At 65.0% G+C, this 15875-nt stretch carries 14 protein-coding genes and 3 tRNA genes; 14 read left to right on the plus strand and 3 right to left on the minus strand.

Annotation, left to right across the window (positions count from 1 at the left end; translation table 11 throughout):
• Window positions 1-29: 29 nt before the first annotated feature.
• Window positions 30-824 (minus strand): outer membrane protein assembly factor BamD, encoded by a 795-nt coding sequence (locus tag WDZ97_RS02355; RefSeq protein ID WP_043363903.1) that lies wholly within the window; start codon window positions 822-824, stop codon window positions 30-32.
• Here WDZ97_RS02355 and rluD point away from each other — a divergent pair.
• The 3 genes from rluD to WDZ97_RS02370 are packed head-to-tail and all read left to right on the plus strand — an operon-like array spanning window position 823 to window position 3458.
• Window positions 823-1803, plus strand: a complete 981-nt coding sequence (gene rluD, locus WDZ97_RS02360; RefSeq protein ID WP_425761678.1) for a 23S rRNA pseudouridine(1911/1915/1917) synthase RluD — start codon at window positions 823-825, stop codon at window positions 1801-1803. The two genes, WDZ97_RS02355 and rluD, sit on opposite strands and share 2 nt — an antisense overlap.
• Complete coding sequence (gene pgeF, locus WDZ97_RS02365) at window positions 1800-2576, plus strand: peptidoglycan editing factor PgeF (protein WP_425761679.1); 777 nt, start codon at window positions 1800-1802, stop codon at window positions 2574-2576. Before rluD ends, pgeF begins: the two co-directional genes overlap by 4 nt.
• Before the next feature lie 30 nt (window positions 2577-2606).
• The gene (locus WDZ97_RS02370; RefSeq protein ID WP_425761680.1) at window positions 2607-3458 is read left to right on the plus strand and encodes a ZIP family metal transporter; all 852 of its coding nucleotides are present in this window, start codon (window positions 2607-2609) and stop codon (window positions 3456-3458) included.
• On the opposite strand, the gene WDZ97_RS02375 is transcribed toward WDZ97_RS02370, so the two are convergent.
• Window positions 3387-3647: a hypothetical protein gene (locus WDZ97_RS02375; protein WP_019917672.1), complete on the minus strand. Its 261-nt coding sequence runs from the start codon at window positions 3645-3647 to the stop codon at window positions 3387-3389. The genes WDZ97_RS02370 and WDZ97_RS02375 overlap by 72 nt on opposite strands.
• Window positions 3648-3952: 305 nt before the next feature.
• Here WDZ97_RS02375 and WDZ97_RS02380 point away from each other — a divergent pair, with 305 nt between their 5' ends.
• From WDZ97_RS02380 to WDZ97_RS02420, 9 genes are all read left to right on the plus strand, one after another.
• Window positions 3953-5668, plus strand: coding sequence for a PHA/PHB synthase family protein (locus WDZ97_RS02380; protein WP_425761681.1), 1716 nt, complete (start codon window positions 3953-3955; stop codon window positions 5666-5668).
• Window positions 5669-5735: 67 nt separating this feature from the next.
• Window positions 5736-6476: an acetoacetyl-CoA reductase gene (gene phbB, locus WDZ97_RS02385; protein WP_029143758.1), complete on the plus strand. Its 741-nt coding sequence runs from the start codon at window positions 5736-5738 to the stop codon at window positions 6474-6476.
• 85 nt (window positions 6477-6561) lie between these two features.
• Window positions 6562-7302, plus strand: coding sequence for a beta-ketoacyl-ACP reductase (locus WDZ97_RS02390; RefSeq protein WP_029143757.1), 741 nt, complete (start codon window positions 6562-6564; stop codon window positions 7300-7302).
• A gap of 140 nt (window positions 7303-7442) precedes the next feature.
• Window positions 7443-8036, plus strand: a complete 594-nt coding sequence (gene phaR, locus WDZ97_RS02395) for a polyhydroxyalkanoate synthesis repressor PhaR (protein WP_019917676.1) — start codon at window positions 7443-7445, stop codon at window positions 8034-8036.
• 29 nt (window positions 8037-8065) lie between these two features.
• Window positions 8066-9427, plus strand: coding sequence for a 30S ribosomal protein S12 methylthiotransferase RimO (gene rimO / locus WDZ97_RS02400; protein ID WP_341928655.1), 1362 nt, complete (start codon window positions 8066-8068; stop codon window positions 9425-9427).
• Between the two features lie 50 nt (window positions 9428-9477).
• Window positions 9478-10908, plus strand: coding sequence for an FAD-binding oxidoreductase (locus tag WDZ97_RS02405; RefSeq protein ID WP_425761682.1), 1431 nt, complete (start codon window positions 9478-9480; stop codon window positions 10906-10908).
• Between the two features lie 152 nt (window positions 10909-11060).
• A tRNA-Ala gene (locus WDZ97_RS02410) sits at window positions 11061-11136 on the plus strand.
• Between the two features lie 46 nt (window positions 11137-11182).
• A tRNA-Glu gene (locus WDZ97_RS02415) sits at window positions 11183-11258 on the plus strand.
• A 53-nt stretch (window positions 11259-11311) separates the two neighbouring features.
• Window positions 11312-11388 (plus strand) — tRNA-Asp (locus WDZ97_RS02420).
• Window positions 11389-11501: 113 nt separating this feature from the next.
• Here WDZ97_RS02420 and WDZ97_RS02425 read toward each other — a convergent pair.
• A complete protein-coding gene (locus tag WDZ97_RS02425; RefSeq protein ID WP_425761683.1) occupies window positions 11502-12524 on the minus strand; it encodes a GGDEF domain-containing protein in 1023 nt (340 codons plus the stop codon).
• A 155-nt stretch (window positions 12525-12679) separates the two neighbouring features.
• Here WDZ97_RS02425 and WDZ97_RS02430 point away from each other — a divergent pair, with 155 nt between their 5' ends.
• Both WDZ97_RS02430 and WDZ97_RS02435 read left to right on the plus strand, forming a co-directional pair.
• Window positions 12680-13543, plus strand: coding sequence for a PhnD/SsuA/transferrin family substrate-binding protein (locus tag WDZ97_RS02430; protein WP_425761684.1), 864 nt, complete (start codon window positions 12680-12682; stop codon window positions 13541-13543).
• A gap of 9 nt (window positions 13544-13552) precedes the next feature.
• A complete protein-coding gene (locus WDZ97_RS02435; RefSeq protein WP_425761685.1) occupies window positions 13553-15850 on the plus strand; it encodes an ATP-binding protein in 2298 nt (765 codons plus the stop codon).
• The last annotated feature ends 25 nt before the right edge of the window (window positions 15851-15875 follow it).

Raw genomic sequence — 15875 nt, forward strand, 5'->3', positions numbered from 1 at the left:
CGTTCTCCTGCTGTGTCGAAAGTCGATGCCTACCAGAGCTTCCACCAGGGGTCGTCCTCACCCGGCCGCTTGAAGCCGCGCGCGAGGAAGTCGCTCTGCGGATAGTTCTTCAGCATGACGCGCTGGGCGTCGTCGCGCAGGTCGGTCAGCCCCAGCGAATCGTAGGCCACCATCAGGATATACAGTGCTTCTTCGACCGCCGGCGACTGCTGATAGTTGCTGACCGCGAACTGCGCGCGGTTGGCCGCAGCAAGGTAGGCGCCGCGCTTGATGTAGTAGCGCGCCACGTGCACTTCGTGCGCCGCCAGCGAATTGACCAGGTAGTTCATGCGGATGGTTGCGTCCGGCGTGTACTTGCTTTCCGGATAGCGCGTCACCAGTTCCTTCAGGGCATCGAAGGAATCGCGCAGGCCCTTGGGGTCGCGTTCGGTCATGTCCTGGCGCGACAGCACGCTCATCACGCCGAGGTCTTCGTTGAAGTGAACGAGGCCGCGCAGGTAATACACGTAGTCGACGTTCGGGTGGTTCGGATGCAGCCGGATGAAGCGGTCGCAGGCGGCGACGGCCTGTACGCGCTCGCCCTGGCGGTAATAGGCGTAGGCAACTTCGATCTGCGCCTGCTGCGCATAGCGGCCGTACGGGAACTTGGCTTCCAGCTTCTCGTACAGCTTGATCGCCTGTTCGTACGAGCCTTCGCCCATCAACTCCTTCGCCTCGGTGTAGAGGCGCTGGGCGGACCAGTTGGCGGTTTCGTCGATCTTATCGGGAAGGAGCCCGCACCCGGCGGCCAGAGCCACCCACAGTATCGCTACACTACGCCACATGACCGCTTTGACCCTGGAAGATACGCAAGACGACGATTATATCGCCGAGCAGCCCGCGAACCGGCCTCAAGTCCCGATATGCGCGACGGTGCCCGCCGGCGTGGTCGGCGACCGGCTCGACGCGGTGCTCGCCCGGGTCTGGCCGCAGTATTCGCGCAGCCGCCTGCAGGGCTGGCTGCGCGAGGGCAGGGTGCGGGTCGACGGAAAGGCCTGCGACGACGCGCGCCGTCGCACCTTCACCGGCGAACGCCTCGAACTGGACCCCGGCAGCCTGCCAGCGGATACCGTGCACGCGCCGCAGAATATCCCGCTCGACGTGGTGTTCGAGGACGACACGCTGCTGGTGATCAACAAGCCGGCCGGCATGGTGGTGCACCCGGGCAATGGCGTGCCGGATGGCACGCTGCTCAATGCGCTGCTGCATCGCGTGCCCGGACTGGCACAGGTGCCGCGCGCCGGCATCGTGCACCGGCTGGACCGAGACACCACCGGGCTGCTGGTGGTGGCTCGCACGCTGGAAGCGCAGACCGATCTGGTGCGCCAGCTGCAGGCGCGCACCGTGTCGCGCCGCTATTTCGCCGTGGTGGCCGGCGACCTGAGGACGGACGGTACGGTCGATGCCGCCATCGGCCGGCATCCGGTACAGCGCACCCGCATGGCCGTGGTGCAGGCGGGCGGCAAACCAGCGCGTACCCATTATTTCGTGCGCGAACATCTGCAGGGCGCGACGCTGGTCGAGTGCCGGCTGGAAACCGGGCGCACGCACCAGATACGTGTACATATGGCGCACATCGGTCACTCGCTGCTCGGCGACGAGGTCTATGCGCCGCGCAACGTGGCCGAACGCTTCTCGCGCCAGGCGCTGCATGCCTGGCGGCTCGGACTCATCCATCCGAAGAGCGGCGACGAAGTCGAGTGGGAAGTGCCGCTGCCGGCCGATATGGAAGGCCTGATTGCCGGGCTGAGGATAGCCACGTGAGCAGGCCTGCCGCGCTGCCACTGATCCTGCCCGACTGGCCCGCACCGCCGTCGGTGCGCGCCTGTGTCACGACGAAGCTGGGCGGTGTCAGCGCGCCGCCATTCGGACCGTTCAATCCGGCGACCCACGTTGGCGACGATCCGCAGGCAGTGGCCGACAACCGGGCGCTGCTGCGCGCTCACCTGCCGGCCGAGCCGCTGTGGCTGGATCAGGTGCACGGCGTGGAGGTGCTCGACGCGGACCGTCAGCGCTGCGGTACCGGCGACGCCTCGGTCGCGCACCGGCCGAACCGCGTCTGCGCGGTGATGACTGCGGATTGTCTGCCGGTACTGTTCTGCAACCGCCAGGGCAGCGTGGTGGCAGCGGCGCACGCGGGCTGGCGCGGGCTGGCCGCCGGCGTGCTGGCGCGTACGGTCGAGCGCATGGGTTCGCCGGCCGAGCTGATGGCCTGGCTCGGCCCGGCCATCGGCCCCGACGCCTTCGAGGTCGGGCCGGAAGTGCGTACCGCATTCGTCGAACGGCTGCGCGGCGCAGCGCGCGCATTTCGCCCCGGTTCGGGCGATCGACTGTATGCCGACATCTACGCGCTGGCGCGGCTGGAGCTGGAAGCGGCGGGCGTGCAGGCCGTGTACGGCGGCGGGCTGTGCACCGTGAGCCAGGGCGGACTTTTCCATTCCTACCGGCGCGACGGCCGTTGCGGACGCATGGCCAGCCTGATCTGGATCGCAGATCGTGCGACCCCGTTCGCCGCGGAACCGTCGTATCAAGGATAATAAGAGACCGTTTTCAGTTTCGAATCCCCCATGTCTGTCCTTGCCTGGATCGTACTTGCCTCTTTCGTCGGCGGTGCGATCAGCGTCTGTGCCGCCGCGCTGTTCGGCATGGCCGTCAATCTTCAGCGCATTCCGATGCTCATCAGTTACTCGGTCGGCGCGCTGCTTGGCGCCGCCCTGCTCGGCGTGCTGCCGCAGGCGATCGAGGAAATCGGCAGCGTAGAACTGGCCACCAGTCTGCTTCTGGCGGGCATCCTCGGTTTCTTCCTGCTGGAGAAACTGGTGCTGTGGCGGCACTGCCACGAGGTCAGTTGCGAGGCGCACGATCCGGCGGAACTGGCGCAGCACGCAGGGCACGACCACGCTCACCACGACCACGCCGCGCTGACACACCACGATCACGGTCATGGCGGCGACGGCGCGCGCGCAGCCTCGCTCATCCTGATCGGCGACGCCTTCCATAACTTCGTCGATGGTGTGCTGATTGCCGCCGCCTTCTCGCAGAGCATTCCGCTTGGCATCGTTACCGCCACCGCCATCGTCGCGCACGAAATTCCACAGGAGGTGGGCGATTACCTGGTGCTGCTGCATTCGGGCATGAGCCGCATGCGCGCGCTGGCTTTCAACCTGTTGTCCAGCATGGCGACCCTGGTCGGCGCGGTCGGCGCCTACTTCGCACTGTCGCTCGTGAGCGGCGCCGTGCCCTATCTTTTGTGCATTGCGGCGGCCAGCATGATCTATGTCGCGGTGGCCGATCTGATTCCCGGTCTGCACAAGCGCGCCGAGATCGGCGCCACCATCCAGCAGGTGCTACTGATTTCGCTGGGCGTCGGCAGCATCGTGCTGATCCACCACTTCGTCGACGGTTTCGCCCATCACTGATCCGTCCTCCTCCGGTTGCGGCCGCCGCGCGGCCGCGCGCCGCCTCGCCGGCGTGCCGAAAATCCACAGGAACAGCGCCAGCGGCGCGACGCCGTAGAAAAGCACGGTGAGCACGGCGGCGACGATGCTGTGCTCTGTCACGGCCATCATCAGCACCACGTACAGCCACGCAATCGCAATGATGTACATGCGGGGAATCCTTTCCTGCAGCGCGTTTCGTTGGCCCGTGCCTGGTGCGGACGGGCGGGATTGACAGCTATTTTGTGCGATGCAACAATCCAGTCGTGTTGCGTGTGCCGGGTGGTCGCACCCATAGCGCGCGCGTCAGCCGGCATGCGCTGTTATGCTCGCCTGGCGCGATTGCGACCGGCACGATAGACGCAGATTCCCGACGACGCCATCGCGTTGCATCTGAATAAGAACGACTGGGGTTTGGTTTGATGAGCAGTGACTCGGCAGCACCCGGAAAGTCCGTCCCGCCTCGCAACGAGGCCGTGCAGCCCGACTGGACGGCCATCATGGCCGCGATGGGCAAGAACTTCAGCGAATTCATGACACGCCAGCAGAGTACGCTGGCCGCACACACACCGCTCAACGGCAGTGCTTTCGCGGCGCCCGAGGCCGCCCGTTTCTCCGAACTTCATCAGCAGTGGCTGGAAAGCCAGCACCGGCTCTGGCAGGCCTTCGCCCAGCGCAAACCGGACGACGGACCGGCGCCGGCCGTGGTGCAGCCCGACCCCACCGACCGCCGTTTCCGCGCGCCGGAGTGGACCAAGAGCCCCTATTTCGACTATCTGCGTCAGGCCTATCTGCTGAACGCGCAGTTCATGCGCGCCTGCGTCGAAGCGACGCCGGTGGCCGACGGGCGTGCGAAGGATCGCATGCGCTATCTGTCGAAACAGATGATCGAGGCGATGTCACCGGCCAATTTCGCCGCCACCAACCCGGAATTCGTCGAAACCGCGCTGCGCACCGAGGGTGAAAGCATCCGCCGCGGTCTGGAGAACCTGCTGCGCGACCTGCAGCAGGGCCATATTTCGATGTCGGCGCCCGGTGCCTTCGAAGTGGGCAGAAACCTTGCCGTGACCGAAGGTTCGGTGGTGTTCGAGAACGAGCTGATACAGCTCATCCAGTACGCGCCGACGACCGACAAGGTGCACGCCAAGCCGCTGCTGATCGTGCCGCCCTGCATCAACAAGTACTACCTGATGGACCTGCAGCCGGAGAACTCGCTGGTGCGTTTCCTGGTGGAGCAGGGCATCACCGTGTTCCTGATTTCCTGGCGCAATCCCGATCAGACGCTGGCCCAGCTGACCTGGGACGACTATCTGCGCCTCGGGCCGCTGACCGCGCTCGATGTCGTGCGCGACATCAGCGGAGATGCGCAGCCGAACACCATGGGGTTCTGCGTCGGCGGCACGATACTCGCCTCGGCGCTGGCCGTAGCCTGCGGTCGTGGCGAAAAGCCTGCTGCCAGCATGACCTTGCTGACCACGCTGCTCGATTTCTCGGATGCCGGCGAGATCGGTTGCCTGGTCGACGAAGGCATGGTCGCGGCGCGCGAGCACACGATAGGCCGCGGTGGCCTGCTGCCGGGGCGCGAACTGGCGCAGACCTTCAGCAGCCTGCGTCCGAACGATCTGATCTGGAACTACGTGGTCGGCAACTACCTGAAGGGCGAAACGCCGCCGGCCTTCGACATCCTGCACTGGAACTGCGACAGCACGAACCTGCCCGGCCCCTTCCTCGCCTGGTATCTGCGCAACCTCTACCTTGAAAACAGTCTGCGCGTGCCGGGTAAACTCGAAATGCTGGGCGTCAAGGCGGATCTGGGCAAGGTGGACATGCCGGCCTACCTGCTGGCCACGTCGGAAGACCACATCGTGCCGTGGACCGGTGCCTATCTGGTGCGCAAGCTGCTTGGCGGCGACACCACCTTCGTACTGGGTGCCAGCGGCCACGTGGCCGGCGTGATCAATCCGGCCTCGAAGGACAAGCGCTCGCACTGGGTTGGCGGCAACGAATCGACCGCCGAGGAATGGCGGGCCAATGCCGGCGAACAGCCGGGCAGCTGGTGGAAGCATTACATCAAGTGGCTGACTGCGAAGTCAGGCAAGAAGGTCGCGCCCCCGTCACGAGCGGGCAACGCGCAATACAAGGTGATCGAGCCCGCACCCGGGCGCTATGTGAAAGGCAGCGCAACGAATTGAACGCATGGCAGCCTCATGAGGGGGGCTGCGGAAGACATACCCTCGACTAATAAAAGGAGACAAGGAAATGACGCGAGTCGCACTGGTAACAGGCGGTATGGGAGGACTGGGTGAAGCGATCTGCATCAAGCTCGCGGCACTGGGTTTCCGCGTGGTGACCACACACAGTCCTGGCAATACGAAGGCAGCCGAATGGCTGCAGACCATGAACAACATGGGCTATGGCTTCAAGGCCTACCCGTGCGACGTGTCGGATTTCGACTCCTGCAAGGCGTGTGTCGAAACGGTGGTGAAGGAAGTCGGTCCGGTTGATGTGCTGGTGAATAACGCCGGCATCACTCGTGACATGACCTTCAAGAAGATGACGAAGGCGGACTGGGACGTGGTGATGAGCACCAACCTCGACTCCTGCTTCAACATGACCAAGCAGGTCATCGACGGCATGACCGAGCGCAAGTGGGGCCGCGTCATCAATGTGTCTTCGGTGAATGGTTCGAAGGGTGCATTCGGCCAGACCAACTACTCGGCCGCCAAGGCCGGCATGCACGGCTTCACCAAGGCGCTGGCGCTGGAAGTGGCGCGCGCCGGTGTCACCGTGAACACGATTTCGCCGGGCTATATCGGTACCAAGATGGTGACCGCGATCCCGCAGGACATCCTCGACTCGAAGATCCTGCCGCAGATCCCGGTATCGCGTCTGGGCAAGCCGGAAGAGATTGCAGGCCTGGTGGCCTACCTGGCGTCGGACGAAGCCGCTTTCGTCACTGGCGCCAACATTGCGATCAACGGCGGTCAGCACATGTCCTGACCGCCTGCGCGGAGGTCCGCGCACGCCTTCCACCTCGTCCGGCGGGGGTGGAGGGTTTTTCACGCAGCTGGCTGGGAGAGAAGTCATGACGAAACGAGTTGCCCTGGTTACCGGGGGTATGGGCGGTCTGGGTACCGCAATCTGCAAGGCACTGGCCAAGGACGGCTACACCGTCGTGGCGAACTGTCTGCCCGCGTTCCCCCAAAAGGACGAATGGCTGGCCAAGATGCAGGCCGAAGGCTTTGAAATGAAAGCCGCCGAGGGCGACGTGTCCGACTACGATTCCTGCAAGGCGATGATCGACAAGGTCGAGCAGGACATCGGCCCGGTCGATGTGGTCGTGAACAACGCGGGCATCACCCGTGACAAGTTCTTCTCCAAGATGGACAAGGCCCAGTGGGATGCGGTGCTGACCACCAACCTGGACAGCCTGTTCAACGTGACGCACCACGTCGCCGGCAAGATGGCCGAACGCGGCTGGGGTCGCATCATCAACATTTCGTCGGTCAATGGCGTCAAGGGTCAGGCCGGCCAGACCAACTACTCGGCTGCCAAGGCCGGCGTGGTCGGCTTCACCAAGGCGCTGGCCGCCGAAATGGCCGCCAAGGGCGTTACCGTCAATGCGATCGCTCCGGGCTATATCGGCACCGACATGGTGATGGCGATCCGCGAAGACATCCGTCAGGGCATCATTGACTCCGTGCCGATGAAGCGTCTGGGCAAGCCGGAGGAGATCGGTGCTGCCGTGTCCTACCTTGCCTCCGACATGGCGGGTTACGTGACCGGTGCGACGCTGAACATCAACGGCGGCCTGTACTACCAGTAATTGCCGTAAAACTGGGTTTGTGACGTATCGCAAGGCCTTATGCGGCACTGCCGCATAAGGCCTTTGCTTGCTGTATGATCAAAACAGAGTGGGCGGAAACACCGCCCCGGGGTAGTTCAAACGAGCGAGGACACCACACAATGAGCGCTTCCGAAAGCCGCGAGGGGACCGGTTCCACCAACAGGCTGATCAAGAAATATCCCAACCGCCGGCTTTACGACACCCGCACGAGTTCCTACATCACGCTGTCCGACGTGAAGGAACTGGTTCTCGAGAATGCCGAGTTCCAGGTCGTCGATGCCAAGACTGGCGAAGACCTCACCCGCAGCATCCTGCTGCAGATCATCATCGAAGAAGAAAGCGAAGGCGTGCCCATGTTCACGTCCGACCTGCTGTCGCAGATGATCCGCTTCTACGGCAATGCGATGCAGGGCATGATGGGCAAGTACCTCGAAGGCAACATCAAGGCCTTCACCGACGTGCAGAGCAAGCTCCAGGACCAGGCGCGCGCCATCTACGGCGACAACAACGCGATGAGCAAGGACCTGTGGGCGCAGTTTCTGAACTTCCAGGGCCCGGCCATGCAGAGCATGATGGGTGCCTACATGGAGCAGAGCAAGCGCATGTTCGTGCAGATGCAGGAACAGATCGAGCAGCAGACCCGATCGATGATGTCCGGTTTCAAGTTTCCCGGCTTCGGACCGGGGGGCGATAAAGGCCCGCAAAACAAGTAAACTGCTGGGTTTTGCGGCGGAGACGCGGCGTGACCCGTACTTCTGAATCTGGCAACACCACGAAGCCGACCCCCAAGGTCGGCTTCGTTTCTCTCGGCTGTCCGAAGGCGACTTCGGACTCCGAGTCCATCCTGACCCGCCTGCGCTCCGAAGGCTACGACATCGTGCCGACCTACGACGATGCTGATGTCGTGGTCGTCAACACCTGTGGCTTCATCGATGCCGCGGTCGAGGAATCGCTCGACGCGATCGGCGAGGCGCTGGCCGAGAACGGCAAGGTGATCGTGACCGGCTGTATGGGGGCGGAAGGGCCCAAGCGCCAGCAGGTGCTGTCCGCCCATCCGCAGGTGCTGGCGGTGACCGGTCCGCACGCGACCGAAGAGGTGATGGACGCGGTCCATCGCCACCTGCCCAAGCCGCACGATCCCTTCTCCGACCTGGTGCCGCCGCAGGGCATACGGCTCACGCCGTCGCACTACGCCTACCTGAAGATTTCCGAAGGCTGCAATCACCGCTGCAGCTTCTGCATCATCCCGTCGATGCGTGGCGATCTGGTGAGCCGGCCGATCGGCGATGTGATGCGCGAAGCCGAGGCGCTGCGCGACGCCGGCGTGCGCGAACTGCTCATCGTGTCGCAGGACACCAGCGCCTACGGCGTGGACGTGAAGTACCGCACCGGCTTCTGGGGCGGCAAGCCGCTGCGCACCAAGCTGTACGACCTGGCGAACGCGCTGGGCGAGCTGGATATGTGGGTGCGCATGCATTACGTGTATCCGTATCCGCACGTCGACGACATCATCCCGCTGATGGCCGAGGGCAAGATCCTGCCCTACCTCGACGTACCCTTCCAGCACGCCAGTCCGCGCGTGCTGAAGGCGATGAAGCGGCCGGCCAATGCCGAGAACAATCTCGAACGCATCCGCGCCTGGCGCTCGATCTGCCCGGACATCACGATACGCAGCACCTTCATCGCCGGCTTTCCGGGCGAGACCGAACAGGAATTCGAGGAACTGCTGGACTTCCTCGGCGAAGCCCGCCTGGACCGCGTCGGCTGTTTCGCCTACTCGCCGGTCGACGGCGCCAGCGCCAACGACCTGCCGGGCGCGCTGCCGGAAGAGGTACGCGAAGAGCGCCGTCAGCGCCTGATGGAATTCCAGGAAGACATTTCGACGCAGCGCCTGGAAGAGAAGATCGATCGCGAAATGATCGTGCTGGTCGATGAGGTCGACGAGGACGGCGCGGTCGCCCGCTCCGAAGGCGACGCGCCGGACATCGACGGTCTGGTGCACATCCTCGACGGTCAGGATCTGGAAGTCGGCGACTTCGTGCGTGTGCGCATCACGGACTGCGACGTACATGACCTGTACGCCGAAGTCATCACCGAAGACTGACCATGAGCCGCCCGTGCGTCGGCACAGCGTGAACGGGATCCGGAGCTGATATGGAGGACGGACGCATCGTGTCGGCACTGGCGCGGCTGCGGACCGTGGTCGGCGACAGCCAGCTGCTGACCGCTGCCGCTGACCTCGCGCCGTATTGCATCGACTGGCGCGGCCGCTATCGCGGCGAGGCGCTGTGCGTCGTGCGACCGGCAACGGTCGACGAACTGACGCAGGTGGTGCACGTCTGTCACGAGGCGCAGCTGCCCATGGTGCCGCAGGGGGGCAATACCGGCCTGTGCGGGGGCGCCACGCCGCACGCGGGCCGTTACGAGGTGCTGGTCAGCCTGTCCCGTCTGAATCGCGTCCGCGCGCTTGATCGCGACAACGCGTCGATCACGGTCGAGGCCGGCTGCACGCTTGCTGCGGTACAGGCCGCCGCGCGTGATGCCGGCCTGCTGTTCCCGCTCAGTCTGGCGTCAGAAGGCTCGTGCGAGATCGGCGGCAACCTGTCGACCAATGCCGGCGGCGTGCATGTGCTGCGCCACGGCAACGCGCGCGAACAGGTGCTCGGCCTCGAAGTCGTGCTGCCCGATGGTCGGCTGTGGAACGGCCTGCGTGCGCTGCGCAAGGACAATACCGGCTACGACCTCAAGCACCTGTTCATCGGCGCCGAGGGCACGCTGGGCTTTATCACCGCCGCCGTGCTGAAGCTCGCGCCGCTGCCGGTGAACACCGCGCTCGCCTGGGTGGCACTCGACGGCCCGCAGCGCGGCATCGATCTGCTGCACGCGCTGCAGGCACAGTCAGGTGACCTGCTGAACGCATTCGAACTGGTCGGTCGCGAGGCGCTGGGCATGGTGCTGAAGCACATTCCAGGAGCGCGTGACCCGCTTGCCGACGCCGCGCCCTGGTACGCGCTGGTTGAACTCGCCGGCAACGACCCGACGCTCGAAACGAAGCTGGGCGACATGCTGGCAGCGCTGCTCGAGCGCGGCATGGTGCGCGACGCGGTGATCGCGCAGGACGGCGCACAGGCGAAGGCGCTGTGGGCACTGCGCGAGAACATATCGGAGGCGCAGCGCATCGAGGGCTTCAGCGTGAAGCACGACATCAGCGTGCCGGTCGGCAGCATTCCGCACTTCATCGAGGCAGCCGGAGAGAAGCTCGAGGCCACGCTGCCCGGCGTGCGCGTCGTGGTGTTCGGCCACGCCGGCGACGGCAATCTGCACTACAACCTCTCCTTCACGGATGCCTCCGACAACGCGCGGCTGATCGCCGACGCGAAGGTGGCGAGCGAACAGGTACATGAAACGGTGATCGCACTCGGTGGCTCGATCTCGGCCGAGCACGGCATCGGCCAGCTCAAGCGTGATCTGCTGGCGACGTGCAAGAGCACGGTCGAGCTGGACATGATGAGGGCGGTGAAGCGCGCATTCGATCCGTATGGCTTGATGAATCCGGGCAAGGTGCTGCCCGACGCCGGTCAGTAAGCGAAGGTCAACGCACCTCGGTGTGATGGGTGAATGCCGATGTGATATGCGGATGTCACGACCCCGAAATGTCGATCGACGTCCGACAAAAATAATTGCGCGAGATGCTTTACAAACCCGGAACAGTGTTTATAATGCGCTCCTCTTTCGACGGGGGTATAGCTCAGCTGGGAGAGCGCTTGCATGGCATGCAAGAGGTCAGCGGTTCGATCCCGCTTACCTCCACCAAGCGAGAGAGAAGGCAGTACAAAGCAGCAAATAGCGGTAAAACTAGGTCCCCATCGTCTAGAGGCCTAGGACACTACCCTTTCACGGTAGGTACCGGGGTTCGAATCCCCGTGGGGACGCCAGCGTTTTTTGCTGGCAGTGCAAGTCCGGAAAAAGAAGTGCCGGCACCAACACTGGAGTGGTAGTTCAGTTGGTTAGAATACCGGCCTGTCACGCCGGGGGTCGCGGGTTCGAGTCCCGTCCACTCCGCCAACATAAAGTGCTCTGCAATATCTGCAGGGTGCTGACGAAGAAGGCCGCGAAAGCGGCCTTTTTTGTTTTCTGCGTCCCGCAACGGGATCGCCTTGAGGCTGAACCGCCTCAGTTCAGAACAGCTCGATCTCGCCGCTGTTGTTCACCTCCTCAAAAACGCCCGCCTTGACCAGTGCTTCGTACGAATGCACCTGGTTACGCCCGTTGTGCTTCGCGTGATAGACCGCGCGATCTGCGCGATCCACCGAGCCGCTGGCATTGTCCATCAAGCGCAGACGGGTGAAGCCGACGCTGGCGGTGACATGGCCGACCTGTGGGAAGGCGAAGGCGGACAACTGCTGGCGGAAGAAATCGAAAGCAAGGTGAGCTTCGTCGTCGTTATCGGCACGCAGCAGCACGATGAATTCCTCGCCGCCGAAGCGATACAGGTATTCGCTGTGGTGGAAAGCGGTGCGCAGGATGCGTGCGACCAGCAGCAGCACCTCGTCGCCGATCAGGTGACCGAAGGTGTCGTTCACCCGCTTGAAGTGATCGACGTCGATGACGCCCAGCCACCAGTTCGGCGAGCCCTCGGCGGCGTGTCCGTTGCCCGCCATCGTGTCCAGACATTTCAGGAACTGTTCGTCGAAGGTCTTGCGGTTCAGCAGGCCGGTCAGGCTGTCGCGTTCGCTGTAGTCGAGCAGGCTGATCTGGTTGCGATAGATCTTCAGCAGGCCCTCCACAAGGCGCAGCTGCACCGGCAGCAGCGGCTGTTCGCTGATCAGTTCGATGATGCCGAAGCGCCGCGCGCCGGCCCACACCGGAAAGAGGTTGAGCCATGGGCCGTCGTGCCCGTTCATCGGCAGGTCGAGCAACGGTTCGTCGCAGCCGAAGGCCTGATCGAACTGCGGGCGGGCGGACAGGGCGGGGAGCGCATCGAGCGGCGTCCAGCTCGGATCGCCGGCACGCATGCCGCTCCCTTTGACCATGCCTGCCTGCAGCAGCAGCCGCAGATCGGAGACGTCACCGACGCAGCGATACAGATTCAGTTCGATCGGGTCGAGCCAGTCACCCAGTACCGAGACGAAGGTACTGTCGATGAGGTCGCGATCGCGGTAACCGGTCAGGTTGGCGACCGATCCTATGAGGTCAGACATGGCGGTGTGCGGGCTGGTCTTTTTGCGGGGTTCGTGTGGAGTATCGGCAGCGCGACGGGGCGACTTGAGCGCTAGAATCGGCCTCAATCAGCCGAGGGCGTGCGCATGCGCATCCCCGCGGATTCACCGCCGAGCGGTAAGCACAGGGCCCGTTGATGACCGTCCTCTCCATCCGTCGCGCCGCCTCCGCACTGGCGATGCTGCTTTGTCTGTCGGGTGCGCCGGCGCTGCATGCGGCCTGTGCGCTCGACGGCGTCATCACCGTCGGTGTCGTGCCGCAGCAGGCGGCGAGCGATCTGGCGCAGGGCTGGATTCCGCTGTTGCGCGAGGTGTCGGCCGTCAGCGGCTGCGAATTCCGTTTCGCGACGGCGCCGACCATCACCGAGTTCGAGAAGCGACTGGCCCGTGGCGAATACGCGATCGCCTACATGAACCCCTATCACTACGTGGTGTTTCATCAGGCTGCAGGCTACCTGGCGTTTGCTCGCGAGAAGGACCGCAAGCTGCGCGGACTGATCGTCGTCCGCAACGACAGTGCCATCGCGTCGGTGCAGGAACTGGACGGCAAGGAGGTCGCCTTTCCGTCGCCGGCGGCTTTCGCCGCCACCGTCATTCCGCTGGCCGAACTGAAGCGCGGCGGCATTTCGGTGAAGCCGCGCTTCGTTGCCTCGCACGATTCCGTTTACCTGAATGTTGCGCGCGGGCTGGTTGTCGCTGGCGGCGGCATCGAGCGCACGCTGGAGGCCATCGACCCCGGCGTGCGCGATCGCATGCGCGTCATCTGGCGTTCGGCCGAGTACCCGCCGCACGCCTTCGCCCGTCTGCCGAGTGTGCCGGAGTCGGTGGGCAGGGAGTTCGTCGACGCGATACAGAAAGTCGGCAGTTCGGCGCCCGGCGCCGAACTGCTGAAGCAGATCGGCTTCAAAGGCGTCGTGAGCGCGCAGGATCGGGACTGGGAGCCGATACGTGCGCTCGATATCCGGGTACTCGATGCATTGCTGGCCGAACCGGTGCGCTGATTCCTGTTGATGAAGATGCGCGCCTTCAGCCGCATGTCCTTCCGCTGGAAGGCCATTCTCGGCATCGCCCTGATCGAGGCGCTGACGCTTTCGGTGACGATATTCGGCGCGCTGGGCCAGATGGCCAGTTCGCAGGCCGATCTGATCCAGCGCAGCGCGCAGATGGCGATGTCGCTGTTTTCGGCGGCCGTGTCCGACGCCCTGATTGCAAGCGACCTGGCCAAGGTCGAAGCGGTGTCCTCGGATCTGGTGTCGCGGCGTGAGGCCGTTTTCGTTCGGGTGCTCGATCAGGACGGTCGCGAGGTGGCGGCGAAGGGCGATGCTGCGGCGCTGGCGCGGACCTTCAGCGCCGACAGCGACCCGCTGGCGGAGGGCTCCGACAGCTTCGCCGTCAGTGCGCCCATCATGGCCGGCAGCGCGCGCATCGGCGAGGTGCAACTGGGCATCGACAACCGTCAGGCGCGCAGCGAACTGGCGCAGGCGAAGCGGCTCGCAGCCGTCGTCGCGGTCTTCGGCATGGGGCTCGCGGCGCTGTTCTCATGGCTGCTGAGCCACTGGCTCGCGCACGGCATCCGGCGATTGTCCGACGGCGCGCAGCGCATCGCTTCGGGCCAGCTCGACGCGCGGGTGGACGAAAGTGGTGAGCAGGAACTGCAGGTTCTGGCGCAGTCGTTCAACGGCATGGCCGGTTCGCTGCAACAGCGCGAGGACGAGCGCGAGGCGCTGCTGCAGCGCGCCGAACAGGCGGTGGCCGATGCGCGCGAAGCCAGCCGCGCCAAGAGCGCCTTCCTCGCGGCGATGAGCCACGAAATCCGCACCCCGCTGAATGGCGTGGTCGGGCTGGCGGCCATCCTGGCCGACAACGACAGCCCGCAACGGGCGCGCGAGCATGGCCGGCAGTTGCGCATCGCGGCCAGTCAGCTGCGCATGATCGTCAACGACATTCTCGACTTCTCGAAGATCGAGGCCGGCAAGCTCGATCTGGAACACATTCCCTTCGCCATCGGCGACCTGCTGGAAACCTGTCACGCCTCGTTTGTCGCGCAGGCACAGGACAAGGCGCTCGCTCTGACGTTCAAGCTGGCGCCGGAAGTGCCGCCGGCGCTGTGCGGCGATCCGACGCGGCTGGCGCAGATACTGAACAACTACGTGTCGAACGCGCTGAAGTTCACCGCACACGGTCGCGTCGACGTCGAGGTCGCGTTGTGCGAGCGGGCGGGTCAGCGGGTGCGCCTGCGCATGACGGTGCGCGACACCGGTCGCGGTGTGTCGTCTGACGAGATCGACGCGCTGTTCGAGCCCTTCGTGCAGGCCGACGCATCGGTGGTGCGCAGCCACGGCGGCACCGGCCTCGGCCTGACCATCTGCAAACGGCTGGCCGAGGCGATGGGCGGTCGTGTCGGCGGCAGTGGCGCGCCGGGCGAGGGCGCCACCTTCTGGGCCGAGGTCTGGCTCGAACAGGTGGAGGACGGTGCGCTGCCGACGGCTGCCGAGCAGATATCCGCGGTTTCGCTGGCCGATCTGCGCGTGCTCGTCGTCGATGACATCGCGGTCAACCGGACGGTGGCGGTTCATCTGGTCGAACGCGCGGGCGCGCACGCCGAGCAGGCCGTCGACGGGCGGCAGGCGCTGGAACGCGTCTGTGCCGGTGGCATCGACCTGGTGCTGATGGATATCCAGATGCCGGTGATGGACGGCAAGACTGCGACGCGCGAGATCGTCGCCCGCCTGGGCGCTGCCGCGCCGCCCGTCGTCGGCCTGACCGCGCACGCGGTGACCGAGGAGCGCGACGAGTGCCTGGCGCTGGGCATGCGTGCCTACCTGACCAAACCGGTCGACGCGCACGCCTTGCTCGGGGTGCTGGCGACCACCGCCGCCGGCCGCGGCGACGTGCTGCAGACCATGGCGCCGGCAACGGTCGAGCCCGTCGCGGAACCGGTCACCGATGAGGCGCGACCTGCGCTCGATCTGGTCGCCGTGCGCCAGCAGTTCGATGGCGATCTCGCGCTCTACGGCGAAATCCTCGCCACCACGCTGGGCGAGGTCAGGGCGCTGCGCGACGCACTGGCGGCGCGCGTCGGCGAACCGGCTGCCGACATCGTCCGCCAGATTCATGCGCTCAAGGGCGTCTGTCTGAACCTCGGTTTTGCCCGCGCCGGCGTTGAGGCGGCGCGGCTGGAACGCGCACTGCGCGACGCCAGTCTGTCGCCGGAACAGCTGCCCGACGCGTTGCGTGCATACGTCGTCGTGCTCGACGAAGCGCTGGATGCGGCCGCACGACATCTTGCAGCCGGCCCCGCGTCATAATCGCCCCGTTCATCCGCCTGGATCC

Origin of the sequence: Methyloversatilis sp. MC4-4, from assembly GCF_049843555.1 — a bacterium.
In the GTDB taxonomy this organism is placed as follows: Bacteria; Pseudomonadota; Gammaproteobacteria; order Burkholderiales; family Rhodocyclaceae; genus Methyloversatilis; species Methyloversatilis discipulorum_B.

Excerpts from the sequence above, each read along its gene's own strand:
- WDZ97_RS02435 (WP_425761685.1), top strand. The coding sequence starts at position 13,553 with ATGAAGATGCGCGCCTTCAGCCGCATGTCCTTCCGCTGGAAGGCCATT.
- WDZ97_RS02355 (WP_043363903.1), bottom strand. The coding sequence starts at position 824 with ATGTGGCGTAGTGTAGCGATACTGTGGGTGGCTCTGGCCGCCGGGTGC.
- WDZ97_RS02375 (WP_019917672.1), bottom strand. The coding sequence starts at position 3,647 with ATGTACATCATTGCGATTGCGTGGCTGTACGTGGTGCTGATGATGGCC.
- WDZ97_RS02405 (WP_425761682.1), top strand. The coding sequence starts at position 9,478 with ATGGAGGACGGACGCATCGTGTCGGCACTGGCGCGGCTGCGGACCGTG.
- WDZ97_RS02370 (WP_425761680.1), top strand. The coding sequence starts at position 2,607 with ATGTCTGTCCTTGCCTGGATCGTACTTGCCTCTTTCGTCGGCGGTGCG.
- phaR (WP_019917676.1), top strand. The coding sequence starts at position 7,443 with ATGAGCGCTTCCGAAAGCCGCGAGGGGACCGGTTCCACCAACAGGCTG.
- phbB (WP_029143758.1), top strand. The coding sequence starts at position 5,736 with ATGACGCGAGTCGCACTGGTAACAGGCGGTATGGGAGGACTGGGTGAA.
- WDZ97_RS02430 (WP_425761684.1), top strand. The coding sequence starts at position 12,680 with ATGACCGTCCTCTCCATCCGTCGCGCCGCCTCCGCACTGGCGATGCTG.
- rluD (WP_425761678.1), top strand. The coding sequence starts at position 823 with ATGACCGCTTTGACCCTGGAAGATACGCAAGACGACGATTATATCGCC.
- WDZ97_RS02425 (WP_425761683.1), bottom strand. The coding sequence starts at position 12,524 with ATGTCTGACCTCATAGGATCGGTCGCCAACCTGACCGGTTACCGCGAT.
- WDZ97_RS02390 (WP_029143757.1), top strand. The coding sequence starts at position 6,562 with ATGACGAAACGAGTTGCCCTGGTTACCGGGGGTATGGGCGGTCTGGGT.